This window comes from Streptomyces brevispora (assembly GCF_007829885.1).
GTDB lineage: Bacteria > Actinomycetota > Actinomycetes > Streptomycetales > Streptomycetaceae > Streptomyces > Streptomyces brevispora.
In genome coordinates this window covers 354510-379722 of sequence record NZ_VIWW01000002.1, presented here as the reverse complement: position 1 = coordinate 379722, position 25213 = coordinate 354510, and the positions used below count along the sequence as shown (strand labels likewise).

The window sequence follows — 25213 nt, the reverse complement described above, 5'->3', positions numbered from 1 at the left end:
TCGAGGCTCCTCACATCGAGGCCCACATGCTTCGCCCCGTTGAACCAACGACCCCCGAATGCAAAGAGTGAGCAGATGTCACTTCTGGGTCACTCCATAGGGTGACCCGGCAGAGCCGGTTGCGCAACACATCCGACCACACACCCACGTTGACCTGCGTATTCACCCCTGGAAGGGGTGCCACCCGACCCCGGTCGGCGCCTCACCCCTCAGGGCAGGTGCGGCAGCAGTCGGTCCGGGTGAGCGGGAGGGTGTGCGGCCCGGCACCGGTGGCGCGCCGGACGGCATCGGCGATCGCCGCCGCCGCACCGACGATGCCGATCTCGCCTGCCGCCACTCCCGCCGGGTGGTGGGAACCACGCACTTGGGCGCATCGCCCACGGTCGCTTTCTCTTCTTCCGACCGGACTCGCGTTTCGATCGGATTCACGTTCCTTGCCGGGCGGCCTACTCGCTCGACAGCCGCAGCCGCACTTCCTCCTCCTGGTCCCCGGAGACGGTGCCAACGACCTGGACCGCGAAGGCGCCCGTCAGGCTCCGCCTGAGCCGTTCGACCGCCCAGTAGCCGCCCTGTACATCGACCGTTACGGGCGCGCCGAGCCGCACGGGCCCCGACAACACCCGCTCCTCGGTCACATCGACGGTCGCGACCCAGGCGGTGGGCTGCCTGCCCGCGACGTCCTGCGGCACATCGACCGAGGCCCGGTCGGTGGCGAATGCGGCTCGCAGCACGTCGAAAACCGTGCCCGCGTCGCCCTTCGCGCACCCGCTGAGGACCACCGACACCTCCCCGCCCTGCCGGTTCTCCTCCGTATGCGCTTCCTGTGTGCTGTTCACCGCGGTTCCTTCCGAAGGGGTCATCTCCAGGCTCTCCCCGCGACCGGGTGTCTGCGACATGAGCGGCCCCGCCGGCGCGCGGATGCGGGCCGCGACCGGGCTCGCGCCGATCAAACTCTTTCTACTCAGATATCCACTTAAATATGAATTCGACCTTTATTTCGACTGACGGCCGTGTCCCGGGGTATCCGGCATGCATGGACGTATCGCATGGAGCCCTGAATTCCCTGGCCCTCACCCTCGCGGACGGACGGGGCGCGGCCGGGGTGGTGATGGCCGTTGTCGGAGTGATCCTGGTGGCCCTGCTGATCGGTGCCGTGTGGCTCGGAAAACGACGGCGCGCCCAGGATCCGCCGCCGCCCCGGCCCGAGGAGCAGCCGGTGGTGCCGGACCACCGCGCCCACGTCGAGGAGCGCGACGTCCACGCCGACGACAGTTTCCCGCCCGACGGCCGCGGGCTCTCCCCGTACGAGCTCGGTGAGCACGGGCACGACATCGTCCGCCCCGAGACTGACGAGAAGCGCGACTGACCGGTGCGGCGCAGGCCCCGACCGCCTGGGTTCCGGGCTGTCCGCGGGCGGGTACGCGGCGGCCTGCGTCGCCGCGTGTTGCGGGAGCGGGCGCCCGCGGTGAGGCTGGTGAAGGCCCGCAAGCCAACCGGCGCATCTGCCGCACACCCCATGAAGGCAGTAGGACCATGACCGCAAGCACCTCTGGTACGGCATCCGCGCCCGCGCCTCTGACCGGGCCCGCGGCCCCCTGCTGGGTCAATCTCATGACCCGGGACCTGGAGTCGGCGCAGAAGTTCTACGGCCCGGTGATGGGCTGGGACTTCCGGCCCGGCAGGCTCGGCCAGGAGTTCTCGGTCGCCCGCCGCGGCGACGTACCGGTCGCCGGTCTCGGTGCGGTGGCGACCACGTTCCGCGTCGCGGTGGCGTGGACGCCCTATTTCGCCGTCCAGAACGCGGATGTGGCCGCCTCCCGGATCCGTGAGCGCAGCGGCACGGTGGCGGTGGGGCCGCTGACCCTGGGCAAGGGGCGCGGCGCGCTGGCCGCCGACCGCGAGGGGGCCGGGTTCGGCATCTGGGAGCGGACCGAGCCCGCGACCTCGCCGCCCGCGCCGGACGGCCATTCGCACGCCTGGCTGCGGCTGCACACCAGGAACGCCTTCGACGCCGCGATCTTCTACGGCGAGGTGCTGGACTGGGCGAGCGGGCGACCCGGTTGCTGCGAGGTGTCGTACGCGAAGGACGAGGTGATCGTCACCTGCGGCGGCCGTCAGCTGGCGCGGATCAGCTCGGGCGCGGTCGAGGCGGCCCCCGATCCGCTGGTCCGGCCGCACTGGCAGGTCAACTTCCCCGTCCCCGACGTGGCCGCCGCCGTCGCATCGGCGCAGAAGCAGGGCGGTTCGCTCGTCATGGATCTGTCGCGGCCCGACGCACGGGAGGCGACTCTGCTCGATCCGGACGGCGGACTCTTCACCGTCACGGACGTCAACAACCCCACCACGACCGTCCCGGCCTGACCGCGAGGCCGTCCTCCGTCAACTGCCCGGACGCGATCCGGGCAGTTGCGCGTCACCGGCCGCCTCGACCGTCCGGGGGACGACGCCTAGAATCATGAGTACGGCATCGCGCGTCGGTCACCGGCCGGGTGAGGCGTGGAGGTGCCCGTGAGATGCCCGTTGGAGGCATTCCACAGTGTCAGTCGAGTTGAATCACACCATCATCCACTCCCGGGACAACCGGGACTCAGCGGAGTTCCTGGCCGACATCCTTGGGTTGGAGGTCGGCGCGGAGTGGGGCCCGTTCGTCCCCGTCACCACGGCCAACGGTGTCACCCTGGACTTCGCGACCGCTCCCGCCGGAACCATCGCGCTGCAGCACTACGCCTTCCTTGTGTCGGAGGCGGAATTCGACAAGGCGTACGCCCGTATCCAGGAGCTCGGCGCCACGTACTACGCCGATCCGCACCAAGAGCGCCCGGGCGAGATCAACCACAACGACGGCGGCCGGGGCGTGTACTTCATGGACCCCGCGGGTCATGCGATGGAGATCATCACGCGTCCGTACGGGGGCTGGAAGTCCTGACGGCACGCGCCGTTCCAAGGGCCCGGCCGGATCCGCCGCACCGCGGGTCCGGCCGGGCCCTTTCCCTTCCTCAGATGACCGGAAGCAGCATTTCGGGCCGGTCCCACATCACGGCGGGCGGAGCGGCACGCTCCGTGCCGGTCCGTTCGGCCCCCACGCTCAGGTAGAAGCCCTCGGCCGGCGGGTGCGAGACGATGCGCACGTCCGTCAGTCCGGCATCCCGCGCTTCGTCCCGCAGGTGCGCGATGAGCAGGCGCCCGATACCGGCGCCCTGCGCGTCGTCGGCGACGAACATGAGATCGAGCTCGGGCGGATCCAGAACCAGGGAGTAGAAGCCGAGCAGGCGCCCGGCGTCCTCCTCGACGGCCGCGAAGACCCTGTGCGTCTCGATGTAGTCGGGGCCCACCCGGTATCCGGCGACCATCGGGGCGTACGGACCCTCGTAGGCCCGCGAGGTCCGGACCAGACGGGTCAGCCGCTTCGCGTCACGAGCGGCGGCCCGCCTGATCCGTACGCCTTCGCCCGGCGCCCGGCGCCCCGGCTGCGTAACGCTTGATCTCATGCATCGAGTATTACGCATCCGGGTGCGGGGCCCAGGTCCTCCGGCGGCCGCCTCAGGAGGGGTCGCGCGCCGCGCGCCACTCCCCGGCCAGTGCGTCGACGTCGAACGGCTTGAGGTTCAGGAGCGGTCCCGGTGGCGGCCGTCTGATGGCCTCGGCGATCTTCTCGTTCACCTCGGTCAGTATCCGCCGCACCTCGGCCTCCGTCCGGACCCCGGGCAGGGCCGCGAGGGTGTCCTCCGCCTCCTTGCGCAGGGCCAGCGTCGGCGGAAGCACCGAAACCCCTTCGCGCTGCAGCTTCGCCTTGATCCACCACGTGTCGCCGTAGGGGCGGTCGAGGCCGTCGAGCGGTTTGCCGAACCCCGGCAGCTGCGAGAAGTCACCACGCTGTTCGCATTCGCGGATCTGTTTGTCGACCCAGGACTCGAAGCTGATGCCCGCGGGTTTGCGTTCGGTCACCGTGACGCCCCTCTCGGAGAACTCATGATTCGGCTCCTTCACGATACCGAGGCGCAGCGGACGGATCGTTGCAGGAGGCGCCGGGCAGCCGGCAGGCGTACCTCTTCCTTCCGTCTGGCACCGGAGGGATGCGGCCTGCACGTCGCCGGAGTCCGGGCGCCGGCGGACCGTTCGCTGAACCAGCGGCGGGTGGAGGGCACTCTGCCGATCGCGCATCTCGCGCCCGACCGCGGGCGGGCGCGGGCGGGACCGGCGGCGACCGCCTTCGGCAACGTGGGGCCCGGACGCGCCCGGGTCAGTGCGCGTGCCCGGCGGGCGCCGGGGACTGCGCCCGGCCTTCTTCCGGCTGCGCCGGCGTCCCGGCCTCGACCGTGAACGCGGCGGTGTGCGCCTTTCCGCCGTGCCGGAAGTCCAGGAACAGCCGGTAGGTGCCGCCGCTGGGCGCCGTCGCCGCGAAGGAGACGGCCGGTCCCGGGCCACCCGCGGCGGGATGCACGTGCAGGTATGCGAGGTCGCCCGAGCGCAGGGCGACGAGATGCCCGTACGCGCCGAGATAGGGCTGAAGGCCGGTGACCGGCTTGCCATTCCTGCTGACGGTGAGTTCGAGATGGAGGCGGAGGGAGAAGAGCGCGCGGCGGAGGACAGGCGGGACCGGGGGCGGAAGCAGGGGGCGAGGCTAGAGGGAGATGGCCAGCTCGGCGCGCAGACGCCGCAGGACGATTACGGGGATGCGCAGCCCGTCGCGCACATAGCCGTCGAGTCCGCCCCACCGCTCGTCCATGGCGTCGAGCGCCGTGTCGAGATAACGGGGGCGGACCTCGATGATCGCGGAAGCGATCTCCGGGTCACCGCCGGCGTCGAGGAAGCTCTGCACGTACGGCCGGAAGGCAACCCGCACCACCGGGTTCACCGCGAGGTACTCGGCCCTCACCACGTCCCGCGAGGCACCCAGCAGGAGCAGCAGCAGGGCCGCCGCCCAGCCCGTGCGGTCCTTGCCCGCGGTGCAGTGGAAGAGCACGGGACACGCGGTGCTGTCGGCGACCGTGTCGACGAAGGCCCGGTACGCGGCCCCGGCGCGCGGCGAGAGCACCATCTGCCGGTACGTCTCCGCGAACATCTCCTCGGCCTTTCCGCCCCCGAGCAGCCGCTCCGCCTCGACCGGGTCGGCGAGCAGGGCCCGGAGCCGGGCGGGCGCCACGCCCGGGTTGTCCCCGAGTACGTCGGCGACGAACAGCCGGGCTCCCGGCGGCAGGCGGTCGGGGGCCGACGCTCGCTCGTCCGCGGTCCGCAGATCGACGACCGTGCGGATACCGAGCGCCGCCAACTCGGCGTCGTCCGCCGGATCGAGTCCGCTGAGCTGACCGGAGCGCAGCACCAGACCCGGCCGCACCTCACGGCCGTGTGCCAGAGCGATGCCGCCCAGGTCACGCAGATTGAGAACGGAGACTGCCGGGGCCACCCTGACGGTTTGCACCATGAATTTCCTCTTTTCCCGACACGTATCCGAATTCGTTTCGGCCTGGCCGGATCAAAAGTCGCATGGGGTCGGGAAATCGACAAAGAGAAAAAGCGAGGACCATCAATCGGGCTCGGCGGTACACACGACAGAAAGGGGCGGGAGCGGGAAATGGGCGGGAGCGAAGTCTCGGCGGGATCGGCACGGACACCCCGTCCAGCGCCCCGTCCCAACGATTGCGCGCCCCAGGGACCGGCCACCGACGCGCCCCAGGACCGGCCGTTAGTACGACGGCGCGTGCGCCCGTGGGCGACCGCCGGGGAGCGCCTGCGGCGGCCCCGTCGGGTCCGCCACGCTCATTCCGCCAGAATTCTGTTCTTCTGCGCCGCGAACTCGGCGTCCGTGAGAATGCCCTGCTTCTTCAGGGCGGCCAGCCGCTCCAGCTGACTGATCGGGTCGTCCGGGGGCGGTTCGGCGGCCTGCTGCGTCTGCGGCTCGGCAGCCTGTTGCTCCGCCTGCGGCTCAGCCGCCTGCTCCGCGTCCTGTTCGGCGAACTTCGCCTGCTGGCGTCGCTGGACCCTGCCGCCGACCGCCGAAGCGGTGCCCGCGACAACGGCCGTCCGCGCCATCGCGCCGAGCAGGCCGGGCCCGCGGCGGTTCATTCCGGATCCTAGAATCGGCATGTCGTGCGCCTTCCGGTGCGGGTGGGGATGAGGTGTCAGCGGGTGGAACCGGCTGCGGACACGGCCGCCTCCGCGACGTCGGCGGGGATCCGCTCATGTGCGACGAGTTGCCCGCCCGATGCGCGAACGGCCTCGGTGAGCGGCACCGCCCAGAGGTCCTCCCACACGATCAGCGCCGCGGAACTGCCCGGTGGCACGCGCTCGCCCAGCTTCCGGATGTCGTCGCTGTTCAGCATCCCGGTGATCTCGCCCTCGACCGGCTCGAACGAGACGAGTTCTTGGGGATCGAGGTCCTCCAGCTCGACCATCTCGATCGCGCCGTCGTCGGCGCGGTACACAAAGGTCAGGTCGATGATGCGCACCGCCTTCGACGCGACCGCCTCGGCCAGCGCCGGGGCGATCGCACCGGTGAACCGACCACCGGGGAAGGCGATGACGAGGTACTCCACAGGTCCCACAGCCACGGTGTGTCCTCTCCGGAAGGATGGATTGCCAGCAGCATAACTTCGGTCATTCAGTGCCGCATTGCGACAAATCCCCCACGACTGCTCCGACAGAGACGCGGAAATGTCACGCTCCGGAGTGTTACTCGACAGTACGTAAAGGATCAAGTGCGTTCGGGGAGGGCAAGGTCACAGCCAGCGCCTCTGCTGCTCATCTGAGACCTGCCCTAGCATCTGGGCATGACGGTCCTGCCTGCTGACGGGCTTTCGTTGGCCGCCGAATTCCCTGACCCCGCCCATGAGCAGTGGCAGAGCCTCGTCGAGGGTGTGCTGCGCAAGTCGGGCAAGGACGTTTCGGGTTCGGCCGCCGAGGAAGCGCTGTCCACCACGGTGGAGGACGGGCTCATCACCCGCCCCCTCTACACCTCGCGCGACGACGCGCCCGATGCCGGTCTCCCGGGCTTCGCCCCCTTCACTCGCGGCAGCAGGCCCGAGGGAAGTACGGCGGGCGGCTGGGGGGTACGGCAGCGGCACGGTACGCCGGATCCCGCCCGGCTCAACGAGGCCGTGCTCGCGGATCTGGAGAACGGTGTCACCTCGTTGTGGCTGACCGTGGGGGAGGCCGGCGGTGGCGTGCCCGTCTCCGGTCTCTCACGGGCGCTGCGCGGCGTCCATCTCGACCTGGCTCCGGTCGTGCTCGACGCGGGGACCGAACTCGACGCCGCGGCGACGGAGTTGCTCCGCCTCTACGCGGAGCGGGGCGTATCACCGCAGTCGGCGCGCGGCAGTCTCGGCGCGGACCCGCTGGGGCAGGCCGCCCGCAGCGGCGCCGCGCCCGACCTGACGGCCGCGGTCCGCTGGGCGCAGCGCTGCGCCCGCGAGTATCCCGGGCTGCGGGCGCTGGCCGTGGACGCGATGCCGTACCACGAGGCGGGCGGCTCGGCCGCTCAGGAGCTGGGCAGTTCGCTGGCCACGGGGGTCGCCTACCTGCGGGCGATGACCGCGGCGGGGCTCGGTGTCGAGGAGGCCTGCGCGCAGCTGGAGTTCCGGTACGCGGCCACCGCCGACCAGTTCCTGACGATTGCCAAGATGCGGGCCGCGCGCCGGTTGTGGGCGCGGGTCGCCGAGGTCTGTGGCGCCCCGGAGGCCGGGGGGCAGCGTCAGCACGCCGTGACGTCGCCGGTGATGATGACCCGGCGCGATCCGTGGGTGAACATGCTCCGCACCACGCTGGCCTGTCTGGGCGCGGGCGTCGGCGGGGCCGACGCGGTGACCGTGCTGCCGTTCGATCACGCGCTGGGCCTGCCGGACGCGTTCGCGCGGCGCATCGCCCGTAACACGTCGACGATCCTGGTGGAGGAGTCGCATCTGGCCCGGGTCATCGACCCGGCCGGCGGCTCCTGGTACGTGGAGCGGCTCACCGACCAGCTCGCGGACGCCGCTTGGGGGTTCTTCCAGGAGATCGAGCGGGCGGGAGGTCAGGCGGCCGCGCTGGAGTCCGGCATGGTGGCGGAGCGGCTGGCGGCCACCTGGGCGGCGCGCAAGAAGAACCTGGCGCGGCGCAAGGAGCCGATCACCGGCGTGAGCGAGTTCCCGCAGCTCGCCGAGCGTGCGGTGGAGCGGGAGGCCGTGCCGTCGGCCGTCGCGCCGGGCGGTCTGCCGGTGGTCCGTCGCGACGAGGCGTTCGAGGCGCTGCGTGCCCGCTCGGACGCCCATCTGGCGGCGACCGGCCGCCGGCCGCGGGTGTTCCTCGCCGCGCTCGGGCCCGCCGCGGCGCACACCGCGCGGGCCTCGTTCGCCGCGAACCTCTTCCAGGCGGGCGGCATCGAGCCGGTCCACGAGCCGGTGGAGGTGGACGCCTCGTCGGCCGGCGCCGCGTTCACGGCCGCCGGGACGGACCTCGCGTGTCTGTGCTCCAGTGACGCGCTCTACGCCGAGCAGGCCGGCGAGGTCGCCGGGGCGCTCGTGTCGGCGGGTGCGCAGCGGGTGTACCTGGCGGGGCGGCCGGGCGATTACGCCGGTGTCGACGAGTACGTCTTCGCCGGCTGCGATGTGGTGGCCGTGCTTTCCTCCGTTCTCGACCGTATGGGTGTGGCGTAATGCGGATCCCCGACTTCTCCGACATCGAGCTCGGGCCGGGCGGCGGCGCCGAGGCGACCGAGGACCAGTGGCGTGCGGCGGTGAAGGAGTCCGCCGGGACCTCCGACGGCGACCTCCGGTGGGAGACACCGGAAGGCATCGCGGTCAAGCCGCTGTACACCGGCCAGGACCTGGAGGGGCTCGACTTCCTCGGTACCTACCCGGGTGTCGCACCGTATCTGCGGGGCCCCTACCCGACGATGTACGTCAACCAGCCCTGGACGATCCGGCAGTACGCCGGTTTCTCCACCGCCGAGGAGTCCAACGCCTTCTACCGCCGCAACCTCGCGGCCGGGCAGAAGGGGCTCTCCGTCGCCTTCGACCTGCCGACCCACCGGGGGTACGACAGCGACCACCCGCGGGTGACCGGCGACGTCGGCATGGCGGGCGTGGCGATCGACTCGATCTACGACATGCGTCAGCTGTTCGAGGGCATCCCGCTGGACAGGATGTCGGTGTCGATGACGATGAACGGCGCGGTGCTCCCCGTGCTCGCGCTGTACATCGTGGCCGCCGAGGAACAGGGCGTGCCGCCCGAGAAGCTGGCCGGGACCATTCAGAACGACATTCTGAAGGAGTTCATGGTCCGCAACACCTACATCTATCCGCCGAAGCCCTCGATGCGGATCATCTCCGACATCTTCGCGTTCACCTCGCAGAGGATGCCGCGCTACAACTCGATCTCCATCTCCGGCTATCACATCCAGGAGGCCGGGGCCACGGCCGATCTGGAGCTGGCGTACACGCTGGCCGACGGGGTGGAGTACCTGCGCGCCGGGCGGGACACCGGGCTCGATGTGGACGCGTTCGCGCCGCGGCTGTCGTTCTTCTGGGCGATCGGCATGAACTTCTTCATGGAGATCGCGAAGCTGCGGGCGGCCCGGCTGCTGTGGGCCAAACTGGTCCGGGAGTTCGAGCCGAAGAACCCCAAGTCCCTTTCGTTGCGCACCCATTCGCAGACCTCTGGCTGGTCGCTCACCGCGCAGGACGTCTTCAACAACGTCACCAGGACCTGTGTGGAGGCGATGGCCGCGACCCAGGGGCACACCCAGTCGCTGCACACCAACGCCCTCGACGAGGCACTCGCCCTGCCGACGGACTTCTCCGCGCGCATCGCCCGCAACACCCAGCTGCTGCTCCAGCAGGAGTCCGGCACCGGGCGGGTCATCGACCCGTGGGGCGGCAGCGCGTACGTGGAGAAGCTGACGTACGACCTGGCGCGGCGGGCCTGGCAGCACATCGAGGAGGTCGAGGCGGCGGGCGGCATGGCCAAGGCCATCGACGCCGGAATCCCCAAACTGCGCATCGAGGAGGCCGCCGCCCGCACCCAGGCGCGCATCGACTCCGGGCGTCAGCCGGTCATCGGTGTCAACAAGTACCGGGTCGAGACCGACGAGAAGATCGACGTCCTCAAGGTCGACAACTCCTCGGTGCGCACCCAGCAGATCGAGAAGCTGCGGCGGCTGCGCGAGGAGCGCGACGAGCAGGCCTGCCAGGAAGCGCTGCGCGCGCTGACGGACGCGGCGGGCCGGGAGCCGGGCCCCGGGCTCGAAGGGAATCTGCTGGCGCTGGCCGTCGGCGCGGCGCGGGCGATGGCCACCGTGGGTGAGATCTCGGACGCGCTGGAGAAGGTGTACGGCCGGCATTCGGGTCAGATCCGTACGATCTCCGGTGTGTACCGCAACGAGGCAGGGGAGTCGCCGTCCGTGGACCGCACCCGCGCGCTGGTCGACGCGTTCGAGGAGGCGGAGGGGCGGCGCCCGCGCATCCTGGTCGCCAAGATGGGCCAGGACGGGCACGACCGCGGGCAGAAGGTGATCGCGACCGCCTTCGCCGACCTGGGCTTCGACGTGGATGTCGGCCCGCTGTTCCAGACGCCGGGCGAGGTCGCCCGGCAGGCGGTCGAGGCCGACGTGCACATCGTGGGCGTCTCGTCCCTGGCCGCCGGCCACCTCACCCTCGTACCGGCGCTTCGCGAGGAACTAGCGGCCGAGGGCCGTGAGGACATCATGATCGTGGTGGGCGGGGTGATTCCGCCGCAGGACATCGAGGCGCTGCACGAGGCGGGGGCGGCGGCCGTGTTCCCGCCCGGGACGGTGATCCCGGACGCGGCCCACGACCTGGTGACGCGGCTCGGAGCCTCACTCGGCCACGAGCTGTGAGCCGCTGAACCCATGGCTGCGAAGATCGATCTCGACAGTTATGTGAAGGGGGTACTCGACGGGAGGCGGGCGCACATCGCGCGCGCCATCACGCTCGTCGAGTCCACCCGGCCCGACCACCGGGCGCCGGCCCAGCAGCTGCTGCGCGAGCTGCTGCCGTACTCCGGCAACGCCCGCCGCATCGGTATCAGTGGTGTGCCCGGGGTCGGCAAGTCCACGTTCATCGACGCCCTCGGCACGATGCTCACCGGGCTCGGGCACCGGGTCGCGGTGCTGGCCGTCGATCCGTCCTCCAGCCGTACCGGCGGCTCCATCCTGGGCGACAAGACCAGGATGGAGCGGCTCGCGGTGGACCCGGCGGCGTTCGTCCGCCCCTCCCCCACGGCCGGCACGCTGGGCGGGGTGGCGAAGGCGACCCGGGAGTCCATCGTGGTGATGGAGGCGGCGGGGTACGGCGTGGTGCTGGTGGAGACGGTCGGGGTCGGCCAGTCGGAGACGGCGGTCGCCAATATGGTCGACACGTTTCTGCTGCTGACGCTGGCCCGCACCGGCGACCAGCTGCAGGGCATCAAGAAGGGCGTGCTGGAGCTGGCCGACGCCATCGCCGTCAACAAGGCCGACGGGCCGCACGAGCGCGACGCCCGCGCCGCCGCGCGCGAACTGGCGGGCGCACTGCGGCTGATGCACCCGGCGGACACGGCCTGGACCCCACCGGTGCTGACGTGCAGCGCCCGCGAGGGGAGCGGCCTCGACAGCCTGTGGGAACGGCTGGAACAGCACCGGACGCTACTCGGATCGACCGGTCGGCTGGCGGCCAAACGACGCGAGCAGCAGGTCGACTGGACCTGGACGATGGTGCGCGACGAGCTGCTGGACAGTCTGCGCGCGCACCCCGGGGTGCGCGCGCTCGCACCGGAACTCGAACTGCGGGTACGAGAAGGCACCCTGCCGGCCACGCTGGCCGCCGAGCAGATCCTGGAGACGTTCCGGGAGACGGGGCCGACGGCCTGACCACGCGTCCGTGCTCCGGAGCCGGCCAAGGGCTCCGGAGCACTGACCCCGAAGCGTGAGTACGTCCCCCGCTGTGCGCGCCACGCCCGACCGCGACATCCGCGTGCGCATCCGGCGGCCACCCCCAGCAGTCGTGGTACATTGCCATTGGTACTCGTGTACGCCCAGAGATTCAGGCGCCGGTGCCGGATCATTTTTCATCAGGCTGATGCGCTCGTTCGTTCAGAGCGGCGATCCAGCTTCACCGTAATTCTTTCCTCAGTCCGGTACGGGCTCTCCCACCGGGCTTTCCTGCCCGCCGTCCGGGGCGTGAGATCTCCGCCCCCGTTTCTGCCGGGCCCCTTCATTCGCATGTCCGCGAAAGGACCACCCCGCATGACCACCACACTCGAACACCCCGTCACCACCAGGCCCGCCGCACCCACAACCGCGGCCGGTCTCCTCGACATCACGCACCAGGGGCACGGCACGCTGCGCCCCGCCGACGGCCACTCCACACCCCGCGACGTCCAGGTCCCCGCCACGCTCATCCGCCGGCACGGCCTGCGCAAGGGCGACGCGGTCGAGGGAACCTGCGACCGGCCCCGCGCCCTGAGCACCGTCGAGCGCGTCAACGGCCTTCCCCCGCAAGCACTTCGGGCCCGGCCTCACTTCCGTGACCTCACCCCGCTCCACCCCCGGCAGCAGCTGCGCCTGGAAACGCCCTCGGGCAGCCCCTCGACGCGCATCGTCGACCTCGTCGCCCCGATCGGCAGGGGACAGCGCGGGCTCATCGTGGCCCCGCCCAGAACCGGCAAGACGGTCCTGCTCCAGCAGATCGCGGCCTCGGTCGCCGAGAACCACCCCGAGTGCCACCTGATGGTGGTGCTGCTCGACGAGCGCCCCGAGGAGGTCACCGACATGCGGCGCTCGGTGCGTGGCGAGGTCTACGCCTCGACCTTCGACCGGCCCGCCAAGGAGCACATCGCACTCGCGGAACTCGCGCTCGAACGTGCCAAGCGGCTGGTCGAGCAGGGCCGGGACGTCGTCATCCTGCTGGACTCCCTCACCCGGCTGTGCCGCGCCCACAACAACGCGGCCTCGGCCGGCGGCCGCACCCTCAGCGGCGGTGTCGACGCGGCGGCGCTGCTCGGGCCCAAGCGCCTCTTCGGGGCCGCGCGGCTCACCGAGGAGGGCGGCTCCCTGACCATTCTGGCCACGGCTCTCGTGGACACCGGCTCCCGCGCCGACGAGTACTTCTTCGAGGAGCTGAAGGGGACCGGCAACATGGAACTGCGGCTCGACCGCACCCTGGCCGAGAAGCGGATCCACCCGGCCGTGAACATCGCGGGCTCCGGTACCCGCCGCGACGAACTCCTCGTACCGGCCGACGAACTGACCGCCGTACGCGGCCTGCGGCGCGCCCTGCACTCGAGGGACGCGCAGACCTCGCTCGAAACACTGCTGGACCGGATCCGGCACACCCCGGACAACGCCGCCTTCCTCCGGCTGATCCGCAACACGGTTCCGGCCGTCTGATCGCCGGTCACACGTCCCGCCCTGCAACGGTACGTACCAGCAGAGGGAGAGCAGGCACATGGAATTCCGCCGACTCGGCCGCAGCGGTCTGCCGATCAGCGGGAAGCGTGCGCCGATGTGGTGCGCTCCGGCAAGGCGCTCTCCATCGGAGTCTCGGAGTGGCCGGCCGGCTCCGCGCCGGACACGCGTCGGCCCGCGAACCGCGGGTGCCGTTGATCGCCAACCAGCCGCAGCACTCGGCACGGTGGCGGGTCATCGAGGACGAGGTGGTCAGGTGACGGAGAACGCCGTGGCCGCCTGTGTGCGGCTGGACGCGGACCTGCTGAAGGCCGTCGCCCGGGTCCTGGACCCGGCGGCGCAGCGGGATCCCGGACTCACCGTCGGCCACCAGGGGCACAGCCGAACTGACGTGGAGGGGCCCGGCCGGGCCCCTCCACAGCCGCGGGTCACATCCGGGTGCTCAGCGAGGCGGTGTGCTCGCGGACCTGCTCAGGGGTGAGGTATCCGTCCGTGTACTCGAAGTCGCGCAGCGTTGCGGACTTGCGGGACTGGAATCCGGTGCGGACGAAGTCGTCGCCCGCGGCGGCGTTGATCAGCCAGTTCGTCATGACCCTCGCCTTGGCGACGTTGGTGCGCAGCGCCGACCAGTGGTAGCCGCGGGCGACGGCCTGTGCGCTGACGCCGTGCATCTCGATGCCGAGCGGCTTGGAGACGGCATCCTTGCCACCGAGGTCCACGACGAGCCCGAGGTCCTTGTGGACGTACGGCCTGAGGGGCTGGTTGCGGAGGGTGGCCAAGAGGTTGTCGGCGAGCCTGCGGCCCTGGCGCATGGCGTGCTGCGCGGTGGGCGGGCAGACCGCGCCGTCGCCCTTGGCCAGGTCGGGCACGGCAGCCGCGTCACCGACGGCGAAGATGCCGTCGTGGCCGGGCAGGGACAGTTCGGGGGTCACCGCAAGACGGCCGCGTACCGTCTCCGCGTCGAAGGTGGCGACCAGCGGGCTGGCGGCAACGCCGGCCGTCCAGATCAGCGTGCGGCAGGGCAGCACCCGGCCGTCCGTGAAGGTCACCTTGTCGGGGGCGGCCTCGGCGATCGAAACGCCCAGGGACACCTCGATCCCGCGATCGCGCAGCACCTTCAGGGCGCTCTTCCCGAGCTTGTCGCCCAGTTCCGGCATGAGCTTGGGGGCGATGTCGATCAGATGCCACTTGATCAGCTTCGGGTCGAGCCGGGGGTAGTGGCGCACCGCGTTGGTGGTGAGCCGCTGCAGACAGGCCGCGGTTTCGGTGCCCGCGTACCCGCCGCCGACCACCACGAACTGCAGCCGCGAGGCCCGCTCCTGCTCGTCGTGACTGGCGTCCGCGAGATCGAGCTGGGCAATCACGTGATCGCGTACGTAGGCGGCCTCGGCCAGGGTCTTCATGCCCCGGGCGTTATCGAGCAGCCCGGGGATGTCGAAGGTGCGGGTGATGCTGCCGGGGCTGAGCACGATGTAGTCGTACGGCTCGTTGACCACCTCGTCGGTGATCTTGCGGATGACGCAGATCTTCGCCATGGGGTCCACTCCGATGGCCCCGCCGGGAACGATCCGGGTGCGGTGCCGGCTGCTGCGGCGCAAGGACACCGCGACCGACTGCGGGGTGAGGACACCCGAGGCCACTTGAGGCAGCAAGGGCAGATAGAGCTGGTACGAGAACGGTGCCACGAGTGCGATGTCCGCTTCACCGGGACGGAGCCGGCGTTCCAGACGGCGTACGCACTCGACCCCGGCGAAACCGGCTCCGGTAACGAGAATCCTGGGTCGTGCCACAGTGTTCGTCCCTTCTCGGGGTCTGCACGGTCGTCCGTTCGCCTGCCCTGTCACACGCGCCCGTCCCCCTCATCCTTACGAGACGGGTGCGACTTCGCCTGCTGGGGCGGCAGAACGGACGACCGGTGCTCACCTGGCCAGGTACGTCACCACGGTGCAGGCGCCGCCGGCCGTGCTCACGCAGACCACGACGGCCGTGACACAGCGCGCCCTGAGCCGACGGTACCGCCGGCTGTATTCGCCTCGCAGTTCGGTGGCACGGGCGGAGACGCGGACGAGCATCCTCCGCGAGGCCTCGGCACGGTCTGCCGCGTAGACGCGTTCCACGTCCTCGCGCTGGGTGGTGGTGAGCCAGGGCAGCTCGTCGGTGAATCGACGAGCGTCCCGTCGCGCCTCCTCGATCTCGGCGTTCCACAGCAGATAGCCCTCCATCTGGGCCAGCCCGCGGGCGCTGTCGTTGTCGGGGTCGGTGCCCACCCGGTCCTCCTCTCCGCCGGCCGCTCCGCTCACGCCTGCCTGTCCCCCGGGGCCACCGTCACCGAGTGGTCGGCGCGGTTGGCGGCCTCGTCGATCTCGCGTACCGACGGGTGGTGCAGGTCGAACGCCGGGGACTCGGAACGGATCCGCGGCAGCGTGAGGAAGTTGTGCCGCGGCGGCGGGCAGGAGGTCGCCCACTCCAGCGAGCGGCCGTAGCCCCACGGGTCGTCGACCTCGATCTTCTCGCCGTACTTGGCCGTCTTCCAGACGTTGTACAGGAACGGCAGCATCGACAGGCCGAGCAGGAACGAGGAGATCGTCGAGATCGTGTTCAGCGCGGTGAAGCCGTCCGCCGCGAGGTAGTCCGCGTAACGGCGTGGCATGCCTTCGACGCCCAGCCAGTGCTGCACCAGGAACGTGCCGTGGAAGCCCACGAACAGCGTCCAGAACGTGATCTTTCCGAGCCGCTCGTCCAGCATCTTGCCGGTGAACTTCGGCCACCAGAAGTGGAATCCGGCGAACATCGCGAAGACCACGGTGCCGAAGACCACGTAGTGGAAGTGCGCCACGACGAAGTACGAGTCCGAGACCTGGAAGTCCATCGGCGGCGACGCCAGGATCACACCGGTCAGACCGCCGAAGAGGAACGTGACGAGGAAGCCGATGGACCAGAGCATCGGTGTCTCGAAGGACAGTGAGCCCTTCCACATCGTGCCGATCCAGTTGAAGAACTTCACCCCCGTCGGCACCGCGATGAGGAATGACATGAACGAGAAGAACGGCAGCAGCACAGCGCCGGTGACGAACATGTGGTGGGCCCACACGGTCGCGGACAGGCCCCCGATGGCGATCGTCGCACCGATCAGGCCGATGTAGCCGAAGACCGGTTTCCGGCTGAACACCGGAATGATCTCGGTGACGATCCCGAAGAACGGGAGCGCGATGATGTAGACCTCGGGATGACCGAAGAACCAGAAGAGGTGCTGCCAGAGCAGCGCGCCGCCGTTGGCCGCTTCGAATACATGCGCACCGAACTTGCGGTCCGCCTCCAGCACCAGGAGCGCCGCGGCGAGCACCGGGAAGGCCAGCAGGACCAGGACAGCGGTCAGCAGGACGTTCCAGACGAAGATCGGCATGCGGAACATCGTCATGCCGGGTGCGCGCATGCAGATGATCGTGGTGATGAAGTTGACCGACCCGAGGATCGTGCCGAATCCGGAGAATGCCAGACCCATGATCCACATGTCGGGGCCGATACCCGGCGAGTGGACCGCGTCGGTGAGCGGCGAGTAGGCGAACCAGCCGAAGTCGGCCGCTCCGTCCGGGGTGAGGAAACCGGCCACTGCGATGACCGAGCCGAAGAGGTACAGCCAGTACGCGAACATGTTCAGCCGGGGGAACGCCACGTCGGGCGCGCCGATCTGCAGCGGCATGATCCAGTTGGTGAATCCGGCGAACAGCGGGGTCGCGAACATCAGCAGCATGATCGTGCCGTGCATCGTGAACGCCTGGTTGAACTGCTCGTTCGAGACGATCTGTGTGCCCGGACGGGCCAGCTCGGCGCGCATGACGAGCGCGAGCAGACCGCCGATGAGGAAGAACGCGAACGAGGTGACCAGGTACAGCGAGCCGATCGTCTTGTGGTCCGTGGTGGTCATCCACTTGATGACGACGTTTCCCGGCTCCTTGCTGTGTACCGGAAGCTCGTTGGCGTACGACTCGTCGTCCTCCGCCGTCCCTGTTGTGCTCGTCGTCGTCACTGGGACGCTCCTTCGATTGTCTTCCGCGGGTGGACTGCGCACCCGGCGGGGTGCCGCCTCCACCGGGGTCGGCCGAACGGCCCTCCCCACGCGTCGCGCGAGTTTCCGGTTGCAGCAAACCAGCCGGGTGGCCGCCTGGGGTGGCCCTGCGCCCGCCGTGGCGCGACATTCACCCGTCAGGGCGTCTCCGGACGGGCCGGTCCGCGCTCCCGGGCAGGCCGGATGTCCCGGACGGTGCATACTCATCGGCCGGCCGGCGAATCACAGGGGCGCGCGAAAGGAGCCGGGACGACGGGCAACTCGCCTTGTCGAAGCGGGTGTTCAGTGCGGGTCCGGGACAACTCCACAGCACCGGTCCGGTCCTGGAAACAGCTCCGCCCCGGCTCGACGGTGTGTCGGCCGGGGCGGAGCAGTCGGAAACGGTGCGGGGTGGGGGAAGAGGTGCGGCCCCTTCCCCCGTCCACCGGATCGGATCAGGCGAGACTCGCGATCGCCTGGTTGAACGTCGCCGACGGGCGCATGACGGCCGAGGCCTTGGCCGGGTCGGGCTGGTAGTAGCCACCGATGTCCACCGGCTTGCCCTGGACCGCGATCAGCTCGTCGACGATGGTCTGCTCCTGCGCGGCCAGCGTCTTGGCGAGCGGCGCGAACGCCTCGGCGAGCTGGGCGTCGGCGGTCTGCTGCGCCAGCTCCTGGGCCCAGTACAGGGCCAGGTAGAAGTGGCTGCCGCGGTTGTCGATGCCACCGAGCCTGCGGCTGGGCGACTTGTCCTCGTTGAGGAACGTGGCCGTCGCGCGGTCCAGCGTGTCCGCGAGGACCTGGGCACCGGCGTTGTCCGTGGTCTGCGCGAGGTGCTCGAAGCTGACGGCGAGGGCGAGGAACTCACCCAGGCTGTCCCAGCGCAGGTAGTTCTCCTTGACGAGCTGCTGCACGTGCTTCGGCGCGGAACCGCCGGCGCCCGTCTCGAACAGGCCGCCGCCGTTCATCAGCGGGACGATGGAGAGCATCTTCGCGCTGGTGCCGAGCTCGAGGATCGGGAACAGGTCGGTCAGGTAGTCACGCAGGACGTTGCCGGTGACCGAGATGGTGTCCTCGCCGCGGCGGATGCGCTCCAGGGAGAACGCGGTGGCCTTCACCGGCGACATGATCTCGATCCGGAGACCGTCGGTGTCGTGGTCGGCCAGGTAGGTCTTGACCTTCTCGATGAGCTTGGCGTCGTGCGCCCGGTCCTCGTCGAGCCAGAACACGGCCGGGTTGCCGGTCGCGCGGGCGCGGGTGACGGCGAGCTTCACCCAGTCCTGGATGGGCAGGTCCTTGGCCTGGCACATACGGAAGATGTCACCGGCGCCGACGACCTGCTCCAGGACGGCATCGCCGTTGCCGTCGACGACCCGCACCGTGCCGGTGGTGGGGATCTCGAAGGTCTTGTCGTGGCTGCCGTACTCCTCGGCCTTCTGCGCCATCAGACCGACGTTGGACACCGACCCCATCGTGGCCGGGTCGTAGGCGCCGTTGGCACGGCAGTCGTCGATGACGACCTGGTAGACGCCCGAGTAGCTGCTGTCGGGCAGCACGGCGAGGGTGTCGGCCTCTTCGCCGTCCGGGCCCCACATGTGACCGGAGGTGCGGATCATGGCCGGCATCGAGGCGTCCACGATGACGTCGCTGGGGACGTGCAGGTTGGTGATGCCCTTGTCGGAGTCGACCATCGCCAGGGCGGGGCCCTCGGCGAGCTCGGCCTCGAACGAGGCCTTGATCTCGGCACCGATGTCAGGCACCGCGTCCAGGCCCTTGAGGATCCCGCCGAGACCGTCGTTCGGGGACAGGCCCGCGGCGATGAGCGCCTCGCCGTACTTGGCGAACGTGTTCGGGAAGAAGGCGCGGACCACGTGGCCGAAGATGATCGGGTCGGAGACCTTCATCATGGTGGCCTTGAGGTGCACCGAGAACAGCACGCCCTCGGCCTTGGCGCGGGCGACCTGCTCGGTGAAGAACTCGCGCAGCGCGGCGACACGCATGACGGCGGCGTCCACGACCTCGCCCGCGAGCACCGGTACCGACTCGCGCAGCACGGTGGTGGTGCCGTCGTCACCGATGAGCTCGATGCGCAGGGAGCCCGCGTCGGCGATCACCGCGGACTTCTCGGTGGAGCGGAAGTCGTCGGCGCCCATGGTCGCGACGTTCGTCTTCGAGTCGGCGGTCCAGGCGCCCATGCGGTGCGGGTGCGCCTTGGCGTAGTTCTTGACCGACGCGGGGGCGCGGCGGTCGGAGTTGCCCTCACGCAGGACGGGGTTGACCGCGCTGCCCTTGATCTTGTCGTAACGCGCGCGGGTGTCCTTCTCCGCGTCGGACTTCGGGTCGTCCGGGTAGTCCGGCAGCGCGTAGCCCTGCGCCTGGAGCTCGGCGATCGCGGCCTTCAGCTGCGGGATCGAGGCCGAGACGTTCGGCAGCTTGATGATGTTGGCCCCGGGAGTCGTGGCCAGCGCGCCAAGCTCGGCGAGCGCGTCCTCGATGCGCTGGTTCTCCTGGAGGTGGTCGGGGAAACTGGCGATGATCCGGCCCGCCAGGGAGATGTCACGGCTCTCCACGGTGACCCCGGCCTTCGAGGCGTAGGCCTCGATCACCGGCAGGAACGAATACGTCGCCAGGGCCGGGGCCTCGTCGGTGTGTGTATAGATGATGGTCGAGTCAGTCACCCTGTGCTCCGCTCCACGTCTGCAACATTGCTTGACATCAAGATATCTCGTGACCGCCGTTGTCTCGACAGGGCCCTGCCCCGCACGGACCGGAACCCGGCGTACCGCCCCACGGCCGGGTGGGCGGACGCACCGGCCGCCGCACTTTGCGATTGATTTGGCGTACCGCCCCGGTCCTGGCAGCGTGCGGTGCATGAGCGCAGAAATCGAACACACCGAGCCGCTGACGCAGGCGGTACAGCTGCGCGAGCAGAAGAACCCGCGGGCCCACGAGCAGCTGCTGGCCCTGGCGGCGCGGTATCCGCAGGACGCCGCGATCGCCTATCAGGCCGCCTGGTCACACGATTCCCTCGGCCTGGAGGCACAGGCCGTGCCGTTCTACGAGCGTGCGCTGGACGGTCCGGGACTCCCGGCCGAGGACCGCCACGGGGCCTTCCTCGGCCTCGGCAGCACGCTGCGGGTGCTCGGCCGTTACGAGGCGGCGCGCGGGGTGCTCCGCCGCGGCCTGACGGAGTTCCCGCACGACGCCTCGTTGCTGACCTTCCTGGCGATGACGCTGTACAACCTCGGCGAGTCCCGCGAAGCCGTACGGACCCTGCTCAACGTCACGGCGGCCACCAGTGCGGATCAGCGGGTCCAGGCGTACCGTCCCGCGATCGAGCACTACGCCGACCGCCTGGACGAGACGGAATAGGACACCTCAGGGCCGTCCCTGCTCCGGGACCTCCTCGCCGGCCGGTACCGGCCCCGGCGGGGTGCCGTCACCGAAGGGCCGGCCGCCCAGTTGCTCCCGGTGGTGGGGGGTCAGCCAGCCCGACAGGTCGGGGCCGACGGGCACGATGCCGGTGGGGTTGATGCCCGTGTGGACCCGGTAGTAGTGCTGCTTGATGTGGTGGAAGTCGACCGTGTCACCGAAGCCGGGGGTCTGGTAGAGGTCCCTGCTGTAGCCCCACAGGACCGGGTTCTCGGCCAGCTTCGAGCGGTTGCACTTGAAGTGGCCGTGGTACACGGCGTCGAAGCGCACGAGTGTGGTGAAGAGCCGGATGTCTGCCTCGGTGATCGTGTCGCCCACGAGGTAGCGCCGGTCCGCGAGGCGTTCGGTCACCAGGTCCAGGCGGCGGAACAGATCCCCGTACGCGGCCTCGTACTCGTCCTGTCCGGTCGCGAACCCGGCCCGGTAGACGCCGTTGTTGACGTCACGGTAGATGCCTTCCATGACCTCGTCGATCTCCTCGCGCAGCGGCTCGGGGTAGAGGTCGGGCGCCCCGGGCCGGTGCAGCGCGGTCCATTCGGTGGCGAGGTCCAGGGTGATCTGCTGGTAGTCGTTGGTGACGAGTTTGCCGCTGGGTACGTCGACGACGGCGGGGACGCTGACCCCGCCGGGGTACCCGCGTTCCCGTGCGTCGTACGCCTCGCCGAGGTACTTGATGCCGAGCACCGGGTCGCGGCCGCCCTCGTCGAGCGTGAAGCGCCAGCTGCGGTCGTCCTGCAGCGGATCGGCGATGGCCAGCGAGAGCGCGCTCTCCAGGCCGAGCAGTCGGCGGGAGACCAGTGCGCGGCTCGCCCAGGGGCAGGCACGGCTGACGACCAGGCGGTATCGGCCGGCCTCGACGGGCCAGCCGTCCCGGCCGTCGGCGGTGATCCGGTCGGCGAAATGGCTCCTGGACCGCTTGAAGGGCTTGTGGCCGTACTCGGTGTTGCCCTCGGGTTCGGTACGGGCGGGGTCGTTCATCGCGTTACTCCCTCTACGACGGGTCCTTGGGCCGGGCGGACTGCTCGGTACGGCTTCTGCCCCGCCGTTCCCCGCCCACGTCGGCCAGCGCCGCGATCAGTCCGGCCACCACGAAGGCGACGGAGACGACGAGCCCGTGGTCGTACGCGCTGGACCAGCCGGCGGCACCCACCTGGGCGAAGAAGACCGAGCCGACCGCGGCGATCCCGATCGCGGAGCCGACGCGCTGGCCGGTCTGGAGGGTGCCTCCGGCGCTGCCCGCGAAGGCCACCGGCACTTGGGACAGGGTCAGGGTCTGGTTGGGTGCGATGACCAGGCCGCTGCCCAGGCCGGCCAGCAGCAGCGGGGCGGCCATCGCCCATCCGGCGCCCCTGCCGGGCACGAGATGGACGGCGAGCGCGGTGGCCCCGAGGCCCACGGCCACGGTCGTCATGCCGATGACGACGAGGGGGCGACCGTACCGGCCGACCATCCTGCCGCCGGGGCCTGCCGCCGCGGCGGACCCCAGGGCGAAGGGTGTGATCGCGAGACCTGCCTGCAGGGCGGTGTAGTGCAGTCCGCTCTGCAGGTAGAGCGTGGTGATGAAGAAGATCGAGGTGAATCCGGCGAAGTACAGCAGGATCAGCAGACAGCCCAGCCAGTAGGACCGGACGCGGAAGAGTGCGAGGTTCACGACCGGCTGGTGACCGCGGCTGCCGCACCGGGACTCCCAGCCGACGAAGGCGGCGATCAGCACCGCGGCCAGCAGCAGGAGCAGCCATTTCTCGTCGCCCGGCCACTGGTGGGCCTGGACGAAGGGCAGCAGCACTGTCAGGACCGCCGCGCCCAGCAGCAGGATCCCGAGGGGGTCGAGGTCCCGCAGCCGCACCGGGCCCGCGGACGGGGTGTCCGGCAGCAGCCGGCGGGCCAGTACGAGGCAGACGGCTCCGAGCGGCAGGTTGACGTAGAACACCCAGCGCCAGCCCTCCTCGGCACCGGCCGCCTGGATCAGCAGTCCACCCAGCAGCGGGCCCACTGCGGTGGAGATGCCGACCACCGTGCCGAACATGCCGAAGGCCCGGCCCCGTTCGCGCCCCGAGAACATCTGCTGGATGAGGGCGGAGATCTGGGGTGACAGAAGCCCGCCGGCCAGGCCCTGGACCAGTCGGGCGATGACCAGCCAGAGGCTGGACTGGGCGGCACCGCAGGCCGCGGACGCGAGTGTGAAGAGCACCAGCCCGGCCATGAAGACCTCGCGGCGCCCGCGCGCGTCGCCGAGCCGCCCGGCGGGGATCAGGAACAGCCCGAAGGCGAGGGCGTAACCGGACAGCACCCACTGCAGGTCGGACTCCGGGGTGTTCAGTCCCTCCCGGATGGACGGCAGTGCGACGTTGACGATCGACACGTCCAACAGCGTCATGAAGCCCGCGACCAGGCAGACCGCGAGCGCCTTCCACCGTCGGGGGTCGGGCGCGTCCGGCGCCGCGACGGACTCCGCACCCCGCCCCGCAGAACCCCGGTACGCCGCACTCTCTGCCATGGCTCGCACCCTAGATCGCATGCCCCGATTCCTCATCCCGGCAGGGCCACCCGGCCGTGGGCCGCGCGTTACATTGGCGCGGTCGTCGGTGTGCGGACGAGGATGCGGACCGGCCGGCCGACCGCTGTGCGCGGGCAGCAGTGAACACCGTCGCCGCTCATTCACATTCACCAGGAAATACACAGACAAAGCTTGCACATGCAAGCTATAGACCCCTAAGGTGCGGCATATGCAGTCCTACACCATCGGACAGGCCGCCCGCCTGCTGGGCGTCAGCCCGGACACCGCGCGCCGCTGGGCGGATGCCGGCCGGGTGGCGACCCACCGCGAGGACGGCGGGCGCCGCCTCATCGACGGCCGCGACCTGGCCGCGTTCTCCGTCGAGGTCGCCCAGGGCGGCGCCGGCGAGGAGGACGCGTCCTACACCTCGGCCCGCAACGCGTTCCCCGGCATCGTCACCGCCGTCAAGCTGGGGGATGTGGCGGCGCAGGTGGAGATCCAGGCCGGTCCGCACCGGCTCGTGTCACTCCTGACCCGGGAGGCGGTCGAGGAGCTCGGCCTCGAGGTGGGCATGCAGGCCACCGCCCGGGTGAAGTCGACCAGCGTCCACATCGACCGCACCTGATCCGAACGCGGAAACGGGCCGGACCCCGAAAGGGTGCGGCGTTCGGCGCCGCGGTCACCGGACACACCTCACCGCAGCGATGACGGGCCGTCAGTAGACTCGGCGACGAGTCGACACCGGTCCCGTCGGATCCGGCCGCCCAAGGCCGTCCGCCGCCGGGACCAACGGCTCACGAAGCGGCCCCTGAGCTGTGGAATCCCTGCTCAGGGTGCCATCTGATGGTTCTACTGGGAGGTTACCGTTGAGAATGCTGATCAACGTCCCCGAAACCGTGGTCGCGGATGCGCTGCGCGGTATGGCCGCCGCCCATCCGGAACTGACCGTGGACGTCGAGAACCGTGTCGTCGTACGGCGTGACGCACCCGTGGCCGGAAAGACCGCCCTGGTGTCCGGCGGCGGGTCCGGGCATGAGCCGTTGCATGCCGGGTTCGTCGGGCCCGGGATGCTGTCGGCCGCGTGCGCCGGAGAGGTGTTCACGTCCCCGGTGCCGGACCAGATGGTGCGGGCCGCCGTCGCCGTCGACAGCGGTGCGGGCGTGCTCTTCGTCGTCAAGAACTACACCGGTGACGTACTCAACTTCGAGATGGCCGCCGAACTCGCCGATGAGGAGGGGGTGCGGGTCGCCCAGGTACTCGTCAACGACGATGTCGCGGTCACCGACAGCCTCTTCACGGCGGGGCGACGGGGCACGGGGGCGACACTGTTCGTCGAGAAGATCGCCGGGGCGGCGGCCGAGGAGGGCGCCCCGCTGGACCGGGTGACGGAGGTCGCGCGGCAGGTGAACGAGTCGTCACGCAGTTTCGGGGTGGCACTGAGCTCCGTGACCACCCCCGCCAAGGGCTCCCCCACCTTCGATCTTCCCGCGGGCGAACTCGAACTCGGGGTGGGGATCCACGGCGAGCCCGGGCGTGAGCGGCGTCCGATGATGACGTCGCGGGAGATCGCCGACTTCACGGTGGACGCCGTGCTGGAGGACCTGCGGCCGCGCGGGCCGGTGATCGCCCTGGTCAACGGGATGGGCGCGACACCGCTGCTGGAACTGTACGGGTTCAATGCCGAGGTACAGCGGGTGCTGTCCGAGCGGGGCGTGGTCGTGGCTCGTACGCTCGTGGGGAACTATGTGACCTCGCTCGACATGGCGGGCTGTTCGGTGACGCTCTGCCAGGTGGACGAGGAGCTGGTGCGGCTCTGGGACGCTCCGGTGGAGACGCCGGCACTGCGCTGGGGCCGTTGACCCTC

At 70.3% G+C, this 25213-nt stretch carries 23 protein-coding genes and 1 pseudogene; 10 read left to right on the top strand and 14 right to left on the bottom strand.

The features are described from left to right. Positions 1-202 precede the first annotated feature (202 nt). Positions 203-337 (bottom strand): hypothetical protein, encoded by a 135-nt coding sequence (locus tag FHX80_RS36460; RefSeq protein ID WP_280118785.1) that lies wholly within the window; start codon positions 335-337, stop codon positions 203-205. Positions 338-446: 109 nt separating this feature from the next. Then, positions 447-836 (bottom strand): hypothetical protein, encoded by a 390-nt coding sequence (locus FHX80_RS31195; RefSeq protein ID WP_145767844.1) that lies wholly within the window; start codon positions 834-836, stop codon positions 447-449. Positions 837-1033: 197 nt separating this feature from the next. On the opposite strand from FHX80_RS31195, the gene FHX80_RS31190 reads away from it, so the two are divergent. The 3 genes from FHX80_RS31190 (at position 1034) to FHX80_RS31180 (ending at position 2926) form a co-directional block, all read left to right on the top strand. Next, positions 1034-1366, top strand: coding sequence for a DUF6479 family protein (locus FHX80_RS31190; protein WP_145767843.1), 333 nt, complete (start codon positions 1034-1036; stop codon positions 1364-1366). A gap of 167 nt (positions 1367-1533) precedes the next feature. After that, positions 1534-2361, top strand: coding sequence for a VOC family protein (locus FHX80_RS31185; protein WP_145767842.1), 828 nt, complete (start codon positions 1534-1536; stop codon positions 2359-2361). A gap of 175 nt (positions 2362-2536) precedes the next feature. Then, on the top strand, positions 2537-2926 hold the full coding sequence (locus FHX80_RS31180; RefSeq protein WP_145767841.1) for a VOC family protein: 390 nt from the start codon (positions 2537-2539) through the stop codon (positions 2924-2926). A 70-nt stretch (positions 2927-2996) separates the two neighbouring features. Here FHX80_RS31180 and FHX80_RS31175 read toward each other — a convergent pair whose 3' ends face one another. The 6 genes and pseudogenes from FHX80_RS31175 to FHX80_RS31150 all read right to left on the bottom strand — a co-directional run bounded on the left by FHX80_RS31175 (position 2997) and on the right by FHX80_RS31150 (position 6548). Continuing rightward, positions 2997-3488 carry a GNAT family N-acetyltransferase gene (locus FHX80_RS31175; RefSeq protein WP_244318698.1) on the bottom strand — a complete coding sequence of 164 codons (492 nt, stop codon included), beginning with the start codon at positions 3486-3488 and terminating at the stop codon, positions 2997-2999. A 52-nt stretch (positions 3489-3540) separates the two neighbouring features. After that, positions 3541-3945: a DnaJ family domain-containing protein gene (locus FHX80_RS31170; protein ID WP_145767839.1), complete on the bottom strand. Its 405-nt coding sequence runs from the start codon at positions 3943-3945 to the stop codon at positions 3541-3543. Positions 3946-4240: 295 nt separating this feature from the next. Beyond that, positions 4241-4552: pseudogene (locus FHX80_RS31165) on the bottom strand (hypothetical protein); the annotation flags it as partial. A 69-nt stretch (positions 4553-4621) separates the two neighbouring features. Further along, positions 4622-5419, bottom strand: a complete 798-nt coding sequence (locus tag FHX80_RS31160; protein ID WP_145768137.1) for a tyrosine-protein phosphatase — start codon at positions 5417-5419, stop codon at positions 4622-4624. 338 nt (positions 5420-5757) lie between these two features. Further along, a complete protein-coding gene (locus tag FHX80_RS31155) occupies positions 5758-6063 on the bottom strand; it encodes an SHOCT domain-containing protein (protein WP_145767838.1) in 306 nt (101 codons plus the stop codon). A gap of 56 nt (positions 6064-6119) precedes the next feature. Continuing rightward, on the bottom strand, positions 6120-6548 hold the full coding sequence (locus FHX80_RS31150) for a DUF6325 family protein (protein ID WP_244318696.1): 429 nt from the start codon (positions 6546-6548) through the stop codon (positions 6120-6122). Between the two features lie 219 nt (positions 6549-6767). On the opposite strand from FHX80_RS31150, the gene mutA reads away from it, so the two are divergent. From mutA to rho, 4 genes are all read left to right on the top strand, one after another. Next, positions 6768-8627, top strand: a complete 1860-nt coding sequence (gene mutA / locus FHX80_RS31145) for a methylmalonyl-CoA mutase small subunit (protein ID WP_145767837.1) — start codon at positions 6768-6770, stop codon at positions 8625-8627. Beyond that, positions 8627-10828 carry a methylmalonyl-CoA mutase gene (gene scpA / locus FHX80_RS31140; RefSeq protein ID WP_145767836.1) on the top strand — a complete coding sequence of 734 codons (2202 nt, stop codon included), beginning with the start codon at positions 8627-8629 and terminating at the stop codon, positions 10826-10828. The genes mutA and scpA overlap by 1 nt, the downstream gene beginning before the upstream one ends. A 12-nt stretch (positions 10829-10840) precedes the next feature. Next, positions 10841-11839, top strand: a complete 999-nt coding sequence (gene meaB / locus FHX80_RS31135; protein WP_145767835.1) for a methylmalonyl Co-A mutase-associated GTPase MeaB — start codon at positions 10841-10843, stop codon at positions 11837-11839. Positions 11840-12190: 351 nt separating this feature from the next. Next, positions 12191-13357, top strand: coding sequence for a transcription termination factor Rho (gene rho / locus FHX80_RS31130; RefSeq protein ID WP_425281707.1), 1167 nt, complete (start codon positions 12191-12193; stop codon positions 13355-13357). A 446-nt stretch (positions 13358-13803) separates the two neighbouring features. Here rho and FHX80_RS31120 read toward each other — a convergent pair whose 3' ends face one another. The 4 genes from FHX80_RS31120 to FHX80_RS31105 form a co-directional block, all read right to left on the bottom strand. Next, the gene (locus tag FHX80_RS31120) at positions 13804-15165 is read right to left on the bottom strand and encodes an NAD(P)/FAD-dependent oxidoreductase (protein WP_145767833.1); all 1362 of its coding nucleotides are present in this window, start codon (positions 15163-15165) and stop codon (positions 13804-13806) included. A gap of 129 nt (positions 15166-15294) precedes the next feature. Continuing rightward, positions 15295-15597: a hypothetical protein gene (locus FHX80_RS31115; protein ID WP_244318748.1), complete on the bottom strand. Its 303-nt coding sequence runs from the start codon at positions 15595-15597 to the stop codon at positions 15295-15297. A 74-nt stretch (positions 15598-15671) separates the two neighbouring features. Next, positions 15672-17402, bottom strand: coding sequence for an aa3-type cytochrome oxidase subunit I (gene ctaD / locus FHX80_RS31110; protein ID WP_145767832.1), 1731 nt, complete (start codon positions 17400-17402; stop codon positions 15672-15674). A 473-nt stretch (positions 17403-17875) separates the two neighbouring features. After that, a complete protein-coding gene (locus FHX80_RS31105; RefSeq protein WP_145767831.1) occupies positions 17876-20098 on the bottom strand; it encodes an NADP-dependent isocitrate dehydrogenase in 2223 nt (740 codons plus the stop codon). A gap of 193 nt (positions 20099-20291) precedes the next feature. Here FHX80_RS31105 and FHX80_RS31100 point away from each other — a divergent pair, with 193 nt between their 5' ends. After that, positions 20292-20792: a tetratricopeptide repeat protein gene (locus FHX80_RS31100; RefSeq protein ID WP_145767830.1), complete on the top strand. Its 501-nt coding sequence runs from the start codon at positions 20292-20294 to the stop codon at positions 20790-20792. 6 nt (positions 20793-20798) lie between these two features. On the opposite strand, the gene FHX80_RS31095 is transcribed toward FHX80_RS31100, so the two are convergent. Beyond that, a complete protein-coding gene (locus FHX80_RS31095; protein ID WP_145767829.1) occupies positions 20799-21830 on the bottom strand; it encodes a glutathione S-transferase family protein in 1032 nt (343 codons plus the stop codon). 13 nt (positions 21831-21843) lie between these two features. Continuing rightward, positions 21844-23349: an MFS transporter gene (locus tag FHX80_RS31090; protein ID WP_145767828.1), complete on the bottom strand. Its 1506-nt coding sequence runs from the start codon at positions 23347-23349 to the stop codon at positions 21844-21846. Positions 23350-23578: 229 nt separating this feature from the next. On the opposite strand from FHX80_RS31090, the gene FHX80_RS31085 reads away from it, so the two are divergent. Both FHX80_RS31085 and dhaK read left to right on the top strand, forming a co-directional pair. Next, positions 23579-23974, top strand: coding sequence for a TOBE domain-containing protein (locus tag FHX80_RS31085; RefSeq protein ID WP_145767827.1), 396 nt, complete (start codon positions 23579-23581; stop codon positions 23972-23974). A 247-nt stretch (positions 23975-24221) separates the two neighbouring features. Further along, on the top strand, positions 24222-25208 hold the full coding sequence (gene dhaK / locus FHX80_RS31080) for a dihydroxyacetone kinase subunit DhaK (RefSeq protein ID WP_208764838.1): 987 nt from the start codon (positions 24222-24224) through the stop codon (positions 25206-25208). Positions 25209-25213: the final 5 nt, after the last annotated feature.

Coding starts and splice junctions, on each gene's coding strand:
- FHX80_RS31155 (WP_145767838.1), bottom strand. CDS start 6,063: ATGAACCGCCGCGGGCCCGGCCTGCTCGGCGCGATGGCGCGGACGGCC.
- meaB (WP_145767835.1), top strand. CDS start 10,841: ATGGCTGCGAAGATCGATCTCGACAGTTATGTGAAGGGGGTACTCGAC.
- FHX80_RS31115 (WP_244318748.1), bottom strand. CDS start 15,597: ATGGAGGGCTATCTGCTGTGGAACGCCGAGATCGAGGAGGCGCGACGG.
- rho (WP_425281707.1), top strand. CDS start 12,191: ATGTCCGCGAAAGGACCACCCCGCATGACCACCACACTCGAACACCCC.
- FHX80_RS31185 (WP_145767842.1), top strand. CDS start 1,534: ATGACCGCAAGCACCTCTGGTACGGCATCCGCGCCCGCGCCTCTGACC.
- mutA (WP_145767837.1), top strand. CDS start 6,768: ATGACGGTCCTGCCTGCTGACGGGCTTTCGTTGGCCGCCGAATTCCCT.
- scpA (WP_145767836.1), top strand. CDS start 8,627: ATGCGGATCCCCGACTTCTCCGACATCGAGCTCGGGCCGGGCGGCGGC.
- FHX80_RS31090 (WP_145767828.1), bottom strand. CDS start 23,349: ATGGCAGAGAGTGCGGCGTACCGGGGTTCTGCGGGGCGGGGTGCGGAG.
- FHX80_RS31100 (WP_145767830.1), top strand. CDS start 20,292: ATGAGCGCAGAAATCGAACACACCGAGCCGCTGACGCAGGCGGTACAG.
- FHX80_RS31095 (WP_145767829.1), bottom strand. CDS start 21,830: ATGAACGACCCCGCCCGTACCGAACCCGAGGGCAACACCGAGTACGGC.
- FHX80_RS31175 (WP_244318698.1), bottom strand. CDS start 3,488: ATGAGATCAAGCGTTACGCAGCCGGGGCGCCGGGCGCCGGGCGAAGGC.
- FHX80_RS31085 (WP_145767827.1), top strand. CDS start 23,579: ATGCAGTCCTACACCATCGGACAGGCCGCCCGCCTGCTGGGCGTCAGC.
- FHX80_RS31190 (WP_145767843.1), top strand. CDS start 1,034: ATGGACGTATCGCATGGAGCCCTGAATTCCCTGGCCCTCACCCTCGCG.
- dhaK (WP_208764838.1), top strand. CDS start 24,222: ATGCTGATCAACGTCCCCGAAACCGTGGTCGCGGATGCGCTGCGCGGT.